Origin of the sequence: Erwinia persicina, from assembly GCF_014838825.1 — a bacterium.
GTDB lineage: Bacteria > Pseudomonadota > Gammaproteobacteria > Enterobacterales > Enterobacteriaceae > Erwinia > Erwinia persicina_A.
Window position 1 is genome coordinate 754,823 of sequence record NZ_JACYMO010000001.1, and the last position, 12,643, is coordinate 767,465.

The following is a 12,643-nucleotide window of genomic DNA, read 5'->3' on the forward strand; positions in this document are numbered from 1 at the left end:
TCAGCCCGGGGCGGGACGTCCGCCCCTAAGGCAGGGAACGAATTCCCCGGGCGTCGATCTCGCCGTTGCCCGTCGCGGCGCAGAGCCACTCCTCGAGCCGCGTGCGCAGGGCTTCCTCTTCCAGACGCGTCTTACCCCGCAGCGCGCACTCCCACACCAGCATGACCCGCCAGCCGCTGGCGGTCAGCTCGTCGATATAGCGCTTGTCGCGCGCCACGTTGCTGTCTATTTTCCCCTGCCAGAATGCCGTGCGCGTGGCGGGCATCTTAAACAGATGGCAGTGATGCCGGTGCCAGAAACAGCCGTGCACAAAGATGATCGCCTGATAGTCACTGAGCACGAAGTCAGGGCGGCCGGGCAGGGACTTATCCTGCACCCGGTAACGCAGGTCGAGTTCTGCCAGCAGTTCTGCCAGCCGCTTTTCGATTGCCGTATCGCGGGTGCGAATGGCTCGCATGTTCTTGCTACGCACGTCTGAAGAGTGAACGTCGGCCATCTTGATATCCCTTTAAAGAAGACCTTAAGTGTAGCTAAAAGCGGCCCTGCCGTCGTAGCAGCGGGCCACATTTCACCGACGCTGCTGAACCGCCTGCTCGATCCACGGCAGCAGCAGTCGGGCCACCGCAGCGAAGGCCGGTACCACGACCGAGTTACCGAACTGACGATAGGCCTGGGTGTCTGAGACCGGAATGTGGAAGTACTGCTCCCCCGGCTGCTCGAACCCCATCAGTCGGGCACATTCGCGCGGCGTCAGACGGCGCGGCCGGCGCTGCTGATTATCAGCATGATCAAAATCTTCTTCTCCCAGGGCTTTATCCCAGCCGCGATCGATAAGGATCTCCGAACCGTCTTTGTAATAGCGGGCCGACAGCGTGCGAACCACGCCCTGCTCCACCGCCGGGTCAACCAGCCCGTAGCCAAATCCGTTGCCGCGGGCCTGGTGTTTTTTCGCATACTGATAAAGATACTTCCACAGGGTTGGCGTCAGGATGTATTTCTCGTCCACCACCGGGTCCAGCAGCGCTTTCAGCGGCGTGCGCTGCTGCGGATAGAGGGAAGGTAAGGCACTGAGCGTAAAGGCCGGTAGCGCCAGATCGCGACGGAAGCCGACCAGCACAATGCGTTCGCGGTGCTGGGGCAGGAAGTGTTTGCCGTCGACAATTTTCGGATCCGGTGAACCGGTCACGGCCGCATCGGCTACCTCGTAGCCCAGTTCATCCAGGGTCGACATAATGATGCGGAAGGTATTGCCCTTGTCGTGGCTCTTGAGGTTTTTGACGTTTTCCAGCACGAAGATCGCCGGCTTTCTGGCAGTGATAATACGCGCCACATCAAAGAACAGCGTTCCCTGGGCTTCATCTTCGAAGCCATGCTTACGCCCCAGCGCATTTTTCTTCGAGACGCCAGCCAGCGAAAACGGCTGGCAGGGAAAGCCCGCCAGCAGCACGTCGTGCTGGGGTATCTGCTCACGAATGTGCTGATAGGCCTGCTCTTCATCCACCTGCGGATCGCCGCTCAGAGTGACATCGCGGATGTCCTGGTTAAAGCGGTGCTGCTGCTGGTCGCAGTACCAGTTAGCTTTATAGGTACGCACCGCGTGTTTGTTCCACTCGCTGGTAAACACGCACTGCCCGCCAATAGCGTCAAACCCGCTGCGGATCCCGCCAATGCCGGCAAACAGGTCAATAAAGCGAAAAGCGTAGTCGGGATGGTGTGCCGGTGGCGCAGGCAGCATATTGCGCAGCAGGCTGACCTCGGCCTCATTCAGGGTTTTACGGCTGTTCCCTTTTACCCAGCGGTTAACTGACTCCCGGGTCCATTCCTGCTGGCTGACCTTACGCAGAGTGGCTGCCACGGTTTTCTGGTCATAAATCTCCAGCACGCGCAGCAACAGCTGGCGATCCTGCTCTTCTTTTTGCTGTGCCTGCACTCGTGCCTGCTCTGCCAGCCCGGCAGCCACGCGGTCAAAATCGCTCATAATCACTCAATAAAAGGGATAAACGGGTGTCAGTTTATCACTTCATTGACCCAGCGCCAGGCGGAAATTAGCCACGCCGTCGGCGGAGACGGGTGACAGTGCGAAAAGAGGCGACTACACTTGCGCGGTTAACGGCGTTAAATATGGAGACATTACCGATGAGCGCACCCCAACGCGACCTGCTGACCCTGCCCGACGGCGCTAAAAAACTGCTGCTGCACTCGTGCTGTGCCCCCTGCTCCGGCGAGGTGATGGAAGCGCTTCAGGCATCGGGAATTGACTACACCATCTTCTTTTACAACCCTAATATTCATCCGCAGAAAGAGTATCTGCTGCGAAAAGAAGAGAATATCCGCTTTGCTGAACAGCATGGCATCCCCTTTGTTGACGCCGACTACGACACCGATAACTGGTTTGAACGGGCAAAAGGCATGGAGTGGGAGCCTGAGCGCGGGGTTCGCTGCACGATGTGTTTTGATATGCGCTTCGAGCGCACCGCCCTCTACGCGTTTGAACACGGATTTCCGGTCATTTCCAGTTCGCTGGGGATCTCGCGCTGGAAAAATATGCAGCAAATCAATGACTGCGGCGTTCGGGCCGCCGAACCCTACCCCGGCATTCGCTACTGGGACTATAACTGGCGTAAAAAAGGGGGATCGTCGCGGATGATCGAAATCAGCAAGCGGGAGCGTTTTTATCAGCAGGAGTACTGCGGCTGTGTCTATTCGCTGCGCGACAGTAATCTGCACCGCAAAAGTCAGGGGCGGCCATTAATCAAGCTGGGGGTGCTCTATTACGGTGATGACGACGCGTGATAAACGCGTCTCTCCGGCGGAGAGACGCGCAGAGGCAGGGATTACTTTTTCTTTTTCGATTTTTTCAGCAGCGCGCGAACCTGTTTCAGCTCGTTCTGACTGAGCTGCTCTGAGGTCTCTTCTTCTGTATGAGTGCTGTCTACCGCATCCGGTGCCTGAGCGGAAAAGCTCTTCACCAGATGCTGGGTCACCAGATCGCTTAAAGAAAGCTGACTGTCCAGAGCGAGCGTTTTAATCGTTTCTTTTAAAGCGGGATCGATCTTGATGGTTAAGCTTACTTTGTCGGTCATTGCCTGATTCTCCTGATAATTGTCCCAACAACGTAACCCGGAACGTACGGTTTAACCATACTGTCACAAAAATTTAATATTTCATCCCGTCCGGCGTAAATTCCGTCAGAACATCCTGATCCAGCGCACAAAAGTCGCCTTTCAGCTCGGCGCAGAGTTTCGCCATATAGGTCACCAGGAAACTGGCGTTGTATTCAGCCAGCCTTTTGCCCTCGTCTGTTTGCATCGTCTCAGGTAATTTGAGCAGCTTTTTCTGGAAGTGATCCAGCGCCCACTCGGCATCATCCAGCGGCCGCTCGCGTCCCAGCGGGTCACGGCTGTCAAACAGAGATCGCCCTAACGCTCCTGACACATAAAACACCCGCGCCAGCCCGATAGCACCCAGCGACTCCAGGCGGTCAGCATCCTGCACGATTTTTGCTTCGATCGTCTCGGCGGCCACCCCGGCACTGAAGCTGTGAGCGTGGACGGCATGCGCCACCGCCTCTATTTTCTCCGGCGGGAAGTCGGTAAACACCTGCCGCAAGACGCGCCGGGTCTCATCGGCGGCCTGGGCGGAGGCCAGATGACGCTCGGGGTGGTTTTTCGGCAGGTTAACAATATCGTGGAAATAACAGCCCGCCAGTACCACCAGCGCATCGGCATCGCTTCCGGCCATAATGCGCTGTGCCGACTGCCAGACGCGCGTCAGGTGCGCCACATCATGGGCTTTATCTTCTTTCTGCCAGGTCTCGTGCAGCCAGTGTTCAAAGCGTGATTGCCAGTGAGTCAGCGTCATCGACGTCTCCTTAATTGTTTGAACTTGTTGAGAGGTCAGAAGGATCAGTCCGGCGTGAGCCGATCCCCGTTTCGGCATAAAAATGCGATCTACATCAAACTTATAGCCGCACTATTGCGGTTGTTACAGCATTTTTTCCATTTTCAGTCTTTTCCACTTCTTTTTTAATGACTAGTTTGTGACCATATTGATAAATAAAGGTTATGAGAAGTGGAGGCAACCCATGTGAAAGACCGACAAAACGCATCGTAAAAGCCCCCCCGACTTATGGCCTGCCGTGCCAGCCGTCAGGGCGGTGACCGGTGCGGGGAGGCGATTGCTGCCCGTCGCACTAACGCATTGTAATATGGTAAAATGTCATTATGGTGACGCTGAAGGCAGCCCGTAGCGAGCCACAGCAACAGACCACAATGACGTCACCATCATTACACCCACTGCCACACGGTCCTGGTGTTTTTTAATAAGAGACTCTGATGATTACTTAAAAAATAATCCATTTCTTTTTTTTGAGCTAATGTTAGGAGTTATCTGTATTGTGTTTTTACTTTGCTTATGAGCCAGGAACTGGTTGAGAAAGTCTTATTAGAGGTTAAACCATGAAAGAACGCCCGATTCTATTTAGCGATCAACGGGTGCGCGCCCTGCTGTCAGGCCAGCAAAAGCAGACAAGGCGCATCATGAAGTCCCAACTTTTTGGGCCTGGCCAGGACAATCATGAAGGTTGTTATGGCATTGATGTTTTAAGCAATAATCTACAGGGTAACCGGGTGCTGGGCATGGAAAATCTCAGCTACCATTGCCCCTATGGCCAGCCTGGTGACCGCCTCTGGGTGCGGGAAACCTGGCGTGGCCCGGTGGTGCCCCCCGGTGAAATGGCGTTGTACCAGCAGTCACCCGCGCAGTTTAAAAATATTGATTACTGCCAGTACCGCGCCGACTCCAGTGTCTACAGCACTGAGGAAACCGATGAAAACTTTGGCTGGCAGGCAGGCATTCATATGCCGCGCTGGGCCAGCCGCATTGACCTGACCATCACCGCCATTCGCGTTGAGCGCATTCAGGATATCAGTGACGACGATGTGATGGCGGAGGGGGTGCAGGTCGACTCCCACTTCCTCAATAACTTCTTCACCATGCACAGTGAAGCGGTATCAGCAAAAGATGCCTACCGCAAACAGTGGGCCCTGCAGTACGGTGGCACCAGCTGGGAAGTGAACCCCTGGGTCTGGGTCATCGAGTTTGCCCGCCTCTGACCCACTGCAGCGCTGATTTTTTTCAGCGCTGCTTGCGTTTTGTCACAGACAGCCCTCAATATAACTGATTGAATATTCCCCTTATTCACCTGCGTAATTGTCACGCTGTTCTCCCGCCTCATACCAACCCGGGAAAGCAGCAGACAGCGTCAGTGATCCAGGAATGCTCAGGGACCGGTTTCTTATCAGGCGGGAGGAATAGCAGCATGATCAAATGGCCGTGGAAAGGCGGCGATGACGCCGTGGAAAGCGGGCTGCCCTGGCAGCAGGCGCTGGATATTCCCCTGCTGGCGAGCCTGAATAGCGGTGAACGCCAGGCACTCTGCCAGCTTGCGACGCGTTTCTTACGTCAGAAGCGCCTGGTTCCGCTGCAGGGGTTTGAGCTGGATGAGCTGAAAAGCTGTCGCCTGGCGCTGCTGTTCTGCCTGCCGGTCCTCAGTCTGGGCTACGACTGGCTGGATGGTTTTCATGAAGTGCTGATCTACCCCTCCCCGTTTATGGTCGATGACGAATGGCAGGATGAATTTGGTCTGGTACACCGGGAACAGGTCGTCCACGCCGGACAAAGCTGGCAGCAGGGCCCGATCGTGCTGAACTGGCTGGACGTGCAGGATTCGTTCGACCTGTCCGGTTATAACCTTGTTATTCATGAAATGGCGCATAAGCTCGACGCGCGCGGCAGCGGTGAAGCCAACGGCGTTCCGGCCATGGCACTGCGTGACGTGGTCGGCTGGGAACGCGATCTGCGCGCGGCAATGAACGATATCCAGGATGAGATCGACCTGGTCGGCGAAAATGCCGCCAGCATTGACGCCTATGCCGCCAGCGAACCGGCGGAATGCTTTGCCGTCCTGTCTGAATATTTTTTCAGCGCGCCGGAGCTGTTGCTCACCCGCTTTCCCGCACTCTACCAGCGTTTTCGCCAATTTTATCGCCAGGATCCGCATCAGCGGCTGGATCAGCAGCAGTTACACCATAATGCGGGCGGAATTGTTCACTAATCAGTCGGGTTGATTCAAACGCAGCCAGTTGAAAGCTAAACTGTTTTTTGCTGTTGACAGGCAGGAGGCGTATCGCTACTATTCGCCTCGTTCCACAATTCCTCTGTAGTTCAGTCGGTAGAACGGCGGACTGTTAATCCGTATGTCACTGGTTCGAGTCCAGTCAGAGGAGCCAAATTTAGAGAAGCCCGCTCAGGGAAACCTGAGCGGGCTTTTTGCTGTTGCGATTAATATACTCATACCGCATCTGCCGGGAAAACGACGCCGGTGGGGCATGCGGGTAGTTTGTTGATCTCAGCGATAATCTGCATGGTTGCGTCTTCGAGCGTGCCTTCATTACGGCACAGTACCCAGCCGTGATTTGCCATTTCCCGCTCAAATGCCCTGGTACAGGCAGCATGCTCTTCCAGCGTAGACATCACCGTACTGCTCAGCCCACGCGGCCGGGACGTGGCCCTGGCCCATGATATATCAGGCGCAGTCACAACCCCGACGAGCAGGTCAGGTGCTCGCACCTGTCGTTCCGTGTTCAGCTGTAAAATTTCTGCAAAGGGAACCATCCGGCGAAACGCGGCATCTGACGGGTACCAGCGATCCATCAGGATAATGCTGTCCGCAGGCTGTTTCGTCAGCACGTGTCGGGAAATCCAGGCACGGCTGTCAGCCAGACGCTGACAAATCTCCCGTTCTAACTCCAGATCGGGATCCCTGGCGAGCCGGTTAACAAGGGCCATGGTTTCCGCCCTGTAGGGATCGCTTTTTCTCTCGCAAAGCCGGATCACCTTTTTATTGTCAGCTCTCAGCACTTTTGTCATGGCCTCCAGCAGGGTAGTTTTACCGGCTCCCTTAGGGCCATCCAGAGAAACAAACAGTGGACGACTCATTCTTCAGATGCCAATGGACAGAGGGTTTGTGTCAGGCAGGTATCGGGCAAACGCATTTTACTTCCTCAGAATGAATAGCGGATCCTCCATCGGTGGTGACCTGCGCAGCGTAGTTTAAGGCATCCCCTGAGTAAACGGAAAGCCTCTCAGATTGCACCTGCTTTTAAGCGGATGCCGCTGGCAGGCCGCGTTGAACGGTAAACGGGCTGACCTTCGAACGGCTGACTCAACGGCTTTACCTTTATGAGTTTATAACCAGAGCCGCGATATACAGTCCTGACCCATACGCCAGATGGGTGATCACACTCAGCAGTCGGGCCCGCCATGGGCGGGGCGTGCGGGAAGCCGCAATGCCAAAACCCAGGGCGGGCTGCAGGATCAGGAAAGGCGCAATGAGTGTTAACAGGCCTGCCAGCATAGCCGTGGTAACAGAAGGTTCACGGAACCAGTCTGGCCCGTCCAGTAAAAGCGGTATGAAAGCAAACAGGATCCCGGTCAGATAATGAACACCCCACCCGACTAAAAGTTCGTTATGCACAGATGCGGTGGAAGCGATGGTGTTATGGCGCATTTTTCCTCTGGGCAGCCATAAAACCCAGCGTCCGACCAGGGCATAATTCACCGGCGAAACACCGAAGACAGGCTTCTGGATCAGTGACCAACAATCCATCGCCAGAGTGGCGAAAATACCTGTTATAACCGCCTGAATGAGCGTCACACTGTCCATTTTTTCGTCCTTATTTAATGAGAATGGTAAGCTGGTCGCCAGTGTGCAACTTAAAGTCAGGTTGAAGTCAATGATGGAAGAACTGGATATCAGGGAAGTGGCTCATCTTTCCGGCGTGCTGCCCTCCGCGTTACGGTTTTACGAAACGAAAGGACTCATTCATCCCATTGGCCGTAATGGCCTGAGAAGGCAGTATCACAAAAATGTGCTGAATAAACTGCAGCTGATCGCCCTGGGGCAGGCTGCCGGATTTACCCTGGATGAAATGGCCGCCATGTTCAATAAGCAAGGTGGGACCGTCATCGACCGGGAGCGTCTTGCTGATCGAGCCCAGGAAATTGACGCCACTGTCCGCAGATTGCAACGATTAAGCCGGGGGTTGAAGCATGCTGCCCGCTGTAGCGCAGAGGATCATGCCCATTGTGAAGGGTTCAGCAATCTGGTGGCCAAAGGACTGCGGCTCATCAGGTAATACGCCTTTTTCACGCTTAATCCGCTTCTGTCACAGGGCGGTCTGTCAGCGCCCGGATGATCATTCCGGCACCCTGACAGCATAGCGTTGTTTTTTTAGCGGTGTTATCAGGAAATGACGGAGCACTGGCGCAGAATAAAAAACCCGCTCAGATTTCCCTGAGCGGGTTTTTTATTTCACTGCCGGCACTGCGTCAGCCGTCAGATTTTGAGCATTTTTACCGTGCTGTCCACGTCAATTTCATCTTCCGAGAAAATTAATGTCGTCCCCTGGAAGGTGGTGATCGCCAGCTTTTTCAGCGTGCGCATCTCACCCGGCGCGGTGGCCGTTTTCGGCCGGATGCTACTCATCAGAATGCCCACGGAGAGCACCGTATTTTCTTTATCAATACGGGTATCGGCAGGGACCTCTTCGCTGTACACCAGGTAAGACTTGATCGACGTCAGCTTAAGGCGCTCACCGGCGATATAAATATAGTTACTTTCCGGCAGCACTTTCACCTCGAAGGCCGATAAGCCCCGGGAGTTGGTCGTGGGCTCAAACGTCACTGCCGCGTCTTTTTTAATCAAATCCGGGTTGGCGACCTTAATCACATGAAAATAACGGTTATCGCCGTTTTCGTCTTTGATAAAACCAAAACCTTTATCTTTAAACCAGGTTGTGATTGTTCCGTTCATCGCCATTTCCGCCTGTTCTGTCATTAATCTACTGAGTTTTTGCAGCGCGCAGTGTAAAGCACAATGCGGGCGCAGACTATGCCTTTGGTTTAAGTCTGGACGATAAATTTACCACCTGCGTAGGAATAATCGCCATCGGGCGCGGGACAGTCATCCGCCGGGATAACATTTGTCCCCCTCATCGCAAGCAATCCCTGCGGTTTTATTTCTCAGACGGTCAATTGTCAATCTGCGTAATCCCACACAAAAAACATTCACATGGCGATATAGCCTGTGCTATACCTTATAGCAACTGCTAATTACGTTCTATTTTTAAGCGCTTTCTGGGAGATTTCTATGCGTTTACTGTTCCAGTTAAAAGGATGGATCTGTGCTGCTCTGCTTGCCGCGCTGCCGCTGGCACCGGCAGTAGCACAGGAAAAATTCAAAGTGATCACCACGTTCACCGTGATTGCGGATATGGCGAAAAACGTGGCGGGTGATGCTGCCGACGTCGCGTCGATCACCAAAGCCGGAGCAGAAATCCATGAATATCAGCCCACACCGGGTGATATCAAACGCGCCCGGGGTGCCCAGCTTATCCTCGCCAACGGTCTGAACCTGGAACTGTGGTTCCAGCGCTTTTATCAACATCTTCCCGGGGTGCCGGAAGTGGTGGTGTCTGACGGCATTGTCCCGATGGGGATCAGCGACGGCCCCTACAGCGGTAAACCGAATCCCCATGCCTGGATGTCGCCGGAAAATGCGCTGATCTACGTGGATAATATCCGCGATGCACTGGTGAAGTATGACCCGGCCAATGCCGACACTTACCGCAAAAATGCGGCCGCCTATAAAGAGAAAATCAGCGCCACCGTGGCTCCGGTGCAGCAGGCGCTGGCGCAGATCCCGGCGGACAAGCGCTGGCTGGTTACCAGCGAGGGCGCGTTCTCCTACCTGACGCGCGACTTCGGGCTGAAAGAGCTCTACCTGTGGCCGATCAACGCCGATCAGCAGGGTACCCCGCAGCAGGTACGTAAAGTGATCGATAAAGTGAAGCAGGAGAAGATCCCGGCCGTGTTCAGCGAAAGCACGGTTTCCGATAAGGCAGCCCGCCAGGTGGCGCGCGAAACCGGCAGCCACTACGGCGGCGTACTGTACGTTGACTCCCTCAGCGCTGCCGATGGGCCGGTACCGACCTATCTCGACTTACTGCGCGTCACCAGCGACACCATCGTTAAAGGCATTCAGCAGGGGCTGGCAAAATGAATAACACACAGACGGCACCCGACGGCATTCGGGTTAACGATCTGACGGTCACCTACCGCAACGGGCACACCGCCCTGCGCGATGCCACCTTACAGGTGCCCGGTGCCAGCATCGCCGCGCTGGTGGGGATCAACGGCTCCGGTAAATCGACGCTGTTTAAAGCCATTATGGGGTTTGTCCCCCTCTCGAAGGGCTCGATTACCCTGCTGGAACAGCCCGCACACCGCGCGCTGAAACAGAATATGGTGTCGTACGTGCCGCAGTCGGAGGACGTTGACTGGTCTTTCCCGGTGCTGGTGGAAGATGTGGTGATGATGGGCCGCTACGGCCATATGGGCATGCTGCGCATCGCCCGCGCAGAGGATAAGCGCCTGGTCACCGAGGCGCTGGAGCGCGTCGGTATGGCAGAGTTTCGCCTGCGGCAGATTGGCGAACTCTCCGGCGGCCAGAAAAAACGCGTGTTCCTTGCGCGCGCCATCGCCCAGCGCGGCCAGGTGATCCTGCTGGATGAACCCTTTACCGGCGTGGACGTTAACACCGAACGTCAGATTATCAGCCTGCTGCACGAGCTGCGCGATGAGGGCCGCACCCTGCTGGTTTCCACCCACAATCTGGCCTCCGTCAGCGAATACTGTGACCACACGGTGATCGTGAAAGGCACGGTGCTGGCCTGCGGACCGACGGCCACCACCTTCAGCCGGGAAAACCTGGAAAATGCCTTTAGCGGTGCGCTGCGCGATGTGGTGTTTGGCGATGGTCACACGCAGCCGGCGCTGTCGGTGGTGAGGGGGAACGGCTGATGGCGTGGCTGGCTGAACCTTTTCACTATCAGTACATGCTTAACGCCATGTGGGTATCGGCGCTGGTGGGCGGCGTGTGCGCGTTTCTCTCCTGCTATCTGATGCTGAAGGGCTGGTCGCTGATTGGCGATGCCCTCTCCCACTCGATAGTCCCCGGCGTGGCCGGAGCCTATATGCTCGGCCTGCCCTTTGCTCTCGGTGCGTTTCTTTCCGGCGGGCTGGCCGCAGGCAGTATGCTGTTCCTCAACCAGCGTACCCGGCTGAAGGAGGACGCGATTATCGGGCTGATCTTCTCCTCCTTCTTTGGCCTTGGCCTGTTTATGGTGTCGCTTAACCCCACCTCGGTGAATATTCAGACCATCGTGCTGGGCAATATCCTGGCGATAGCGCCGGAGGATATAATCCAGCTGGCGGTCATCGGCTTTGTCTCGCTGCTGATCCTGCTGGTGAAATGGAAAGACCTGATGGTGACCTTCTTTGACGAGAATCATGCGCGCTCTGTCGGCCTGAACCCGACGCGCCTCAAGCTGCTGTTCTTCACCCTGCTGGCGGCCTGCACCATTGCTGCCCTGCAGACCGTCGGCGCGTTTCTGGTGATCTGCCTGGTGGTCACCCCGGGAGCCACGGCCTATCTGCTGACCGACCGCTTCCAGCGGCTGCTGGTGATTGCCGTACTGATTGGCAGCATCACCAGCTTCTTCGGCGCGTGGGTCAGTTACTACCTGGACGGAGCCACTGGCGGCATCATCGTCGTGGCGCAGACGCTGGTCTTCCTCATCGCCTTTGTTTTTGCGCCTAAACACGGGCTGCTGGCCCGACGCCGGCGCGCGGCCAGCCCGCAGCAGGAGGCGATATGACTATGATCGAACTGCTGTTAAGCCCGTTTGAGTTTGATTTTATGCACACTGCACTGGCTATTTCGGTGATTGTGGCAGTCCCCTGCGCCCTGCTCTCCAGCTTTATGGTGATCAAGGGCTGGTCGCTGATGGGCGATGCAATGAGCCATGCGGTCTTTCCCGGCGTGGTGATCGCCTGGATTATTGGCATCCCCCTCGCGGTCGGGGCGTTCTGCGCCGGACTGTTCTGCGCGCTGGCCACCGGCTACCTGAAAGAGAACAGCCGCATCAAGCAGGATACGGTGATGGGCATCGTCTTCTCCGGGATGTTTGCCGCTGGGCTGATCCTCTATATCTCGGTCAAATCAGAGGTTCACCTCGACCACATCCTGTTTGGCGATATGCTGGGCATTTCCACCAGCGACCTGCTGCAAAGCGGCGGTATTGCCTGCCTGATTGCGCTGATTATCGGCGTCAAGTGGCGCGACCTGGTGCTGCATGCGTTCGATCCGCACCAGGCGAAAGCCAGCGGGCTGAACACCACGCTGCTGCATTACGGCCTGCTGAGCATGATTGCCCTGACCATCGTTGCCACCCTGAAGGCGGTGGGCATTGTGCTGTCGATTGCGCTGCTGATTGCACCGGGGGCGATCGCCGTGCTGCTGATGCGCCGCTTCTCCAGCGTGATGATTTTCGCCGTCGCGCTGTCGGTGGTGGTGTGCTTTAGCGGGACTTACCTGTCGTTCTTCCTGGACAGTGCGCCCGGCCCGACGATCGTGGTGCTGTTCGCCCTGCTGTTTATCGCCGCCTTTATCTGGTCGGTGCGGCGCGATCGGCGCATGGTGCTGTCGTAACGACAAAAAAAACGGCGTCTGCAATGGACG

Annotated in this window: 15 protein-coding genes and 1 tRNA gene; 9 read left to right on the forward strand and 7 right to left on the reverse strand. The window is 56.1% G+C overall.

What is annotated here, in order from left to right; genetic code table 11:
• Positions 1-25: 25 nt before the first annotated feature.
• Both IFU29_RS03495 and IFU29_RS03500 read right to left on the reverse strand, forming a co-directional pair.
• Complete coding sequence (locus IFU29_RS03495) at positions 26-496, reverse strand: very short patch repair endonuclease (protein WP_191932681.1); 471 nt, start codon at positions 494-496, stop codon at positions 26-28.
• Positions 497-568: 72 nt separating this feature from the next.
• A complete protein-coding gene (locus IFU29_RS03500; RefSeq protein WP_191932682.1) occupies positions 569-1,978 on the reverse strand; it encodes a DNA cytosine methyltransferase in 1,410 nt (469 codons plus the stop codon).
• 158 nt (positions 1,979-2,136) lie between these two features.
• Here IFU29_RS03500 and IFU29_RS03505 point away from each other — a divergent pair, with 158 nt between their 5' ends.
• Complete coding sequence (locus tag IFU29_RS03505; RefSeq protein WP_191932683.1) at positions 2,137-2,793, forward strand: epoxyqueuosine reductase QueH; 657 nt, start codon at positions 2,137-2,139, stop codon at positions 2,791-2,793.
• A 41-nt stretch (positions 2,794-2,834) separates the two neighbouring features.
• On the opposite strand, the gene IFU29_RS03510 is transcribed toward IFU29_RS03505, so the two are convergent.
• Together IFU29_RS03510 and IFU29_RS03515 are read right to left on the reverse strand one after the other, a co-directional pair.
• Positions 2,835-3,083 (reverse strand): hypothetical protein, encoded by a 249-nt coding sequence (locus IFU29_RS03510; RefSeq protein ID WP_062742569.1) that lies wholly within the window; start codon positions 3,081-3,083, stop codon positions 2,835-2,837.
• A gap of 73 nt (positions 3,084-3,156) precedes the next feature.
• A complete protein-coding gene (locus tag IFU29_RS03515) occupies positions 3,157-3,861 on the reverse strand; it encodes a phosphohydrolase (RefSeq protein ID WP_191932684.1) in 705 nt (234 codons plus the stop codon).
• A gap of 596 nt (positions 3,862-4,457) precedes the next feature.
• Here IFU29_RS03515 and IFU29_RS03520 point away from each other — a divergent pair.
• The 3 genes from IFU29_RS03520 (at position 4,458) to IFU29_RS03530 (ending at position 6,290) form a co-directional block, all read left to right on the forward strand.
• A complete protein-coding gene (locus tag IFU29_RS03520) occupies positions 4,458-5,114 on the forward strand; it encodes a hypothetical protein (protein WP_191932685.1) in 657 nt (218 codons plus the stop codon).
• Between the two features lie 206 nt (positions 5,115-5,320).
• Positions 5,321-6,115 carry a DgsA anti-repressor MtfA gene (mtfA, locus tag IFU29_RS03525; RefSeq protein WP_191932686.1) on the forward strand — a complete coding sequence of 265 codons (795 nt, stop codon included), beginning with the start codon at positions 5,321-5,323 and terminating at the stop codon, positions 6,113-6,115.
• Between the two features lie 99 nt (positions 6,116-6,214).
• Positions 6,215-6,290 (forward strand) — tRNA-Asn (locus IFU29_RS03530).
• A 61-nt stretch (positions 6,291-6,351) separates the two neighbouring features.
• Here the strand turns inward: IFU29_RS03530 and IFU29_RS03535 are convergent.
• The gene (locus IFU29_RS03535) at positions 6,352-6,999 is read right to left on the reverse strand and encodes a dTMP kinase (RefSeq protein WP_191932687.1); all 648 of its coding nucleotides are present in this window, start codon (positions 6,997-6,999) and stop codon (positions 6,352-6,354) included.
• A gap of 241 nt (positions 7,000-7,240) precedes the next feature.
• A complete protein-coding gene (locus tag IFU29_RS03540; RefSeq protein ID WP_191932688.1) occupies positions 7,241-7,726 on the reverse strand; it encodes a DUF2938 domain-containing protein in 486 nt (161 codons plus the stop codon).
• A 73-nt stretch (positions 7,727-7,799) separates the two neighbouring features.
• Between IFU29_RS03540 and IFU29_RS03545 the strand changes: the two genes are divergently transcribed.
• Entirely contained in the window at positions 7,800-8,198 is a 399-nt protein-coding gene (locus tag IFU29_RS03545; RefSeq protein ID WP_191933112.1) for a MerR family transcriptional regulator, read from the forward strand.
• A gap of 200 nt (positions 8,199-8,398) precedes the next feature.
• Here the strand turns inward: IFU29_RS03545 and IFU29_RS03550 are convergent, their stop codons facing one another.
• Positions 8,399-8,881, reverse strand: coding sequence for a cold-shock protein (locus IFU29_RS03550; RefSeq protein WP_062742582.1), 483 nt, complete (start codon positions 8,879-8,881; stop codon positions 8,399-8,401).
• 330 nt (positions 8,882-9,211) lie between these two features.
• On the opposite strand from IFU29_RS03550, the gene IFU29_RS03555 reads away from it, so the two are divergent.
• Genes IFU29_RS03555 through IFU29_RS03570 form a run of 4 tightly spaced genes read left to right on the forward strand, consistent with a single transcriptional unit; the run spans position 9,212 to position 12,613 of the window.
• On the forward strand, positions 9,212-10,123 hold the full coding sequence (locus IFU29_RS03555; protein ID WP_191932689.1) for a metal ABC transporter substrate-binding protein: 912 nt from the start codon (positions 9,212-9,214) through the stop codon (positions 10,121-10,123).
• The gene (locus IFU29_RS03560; protein WP_191932690.1) at positions 10,120-10,923 is read left to right on the forward strand and encodes a manganese/iron ABC transporter ATP-binding protein; all 804 of its coding nucleotides are present in this window, start codon (positions 10,120-10,122) and stop codon (positions 10,921-10,923) included. The genes IFU29_RS03555 and IFU29_RS03560 overlap by 4 nt, the downstream gene beginning before the upstream one ends.
• Complete coding sequence (gene sitC, locus IFU29_RS03565; protein ID WP_191932691.1) at positions 10,923-11,780, forward strand: iron/manganese ABC transporter permease subunit SitC; 858 nt, start codon at positions 10,923-10,925, stop codon at positions 11,778-11,780. Before IFU29_RS03560 ends, sitC begins: the two co-directional genes overlap by 1 nt.
• On the forward strand, positions 11,777-12,613 hold the full coding sequence (locus tag IFU29_RS03570; RefSeq protein ID WP_274604275.1) for a metal ABC transporter permease: 837 nt from the start codon (positions 11,777-11,779) through the stop codon (positions 12,611-12,613). Before sitC ends, IFU29_RS03570 begins: the two co-directional genes overlap by 4 nt.
• Positions 12,614-12,643: the final 30 nt, after the last annotated feature.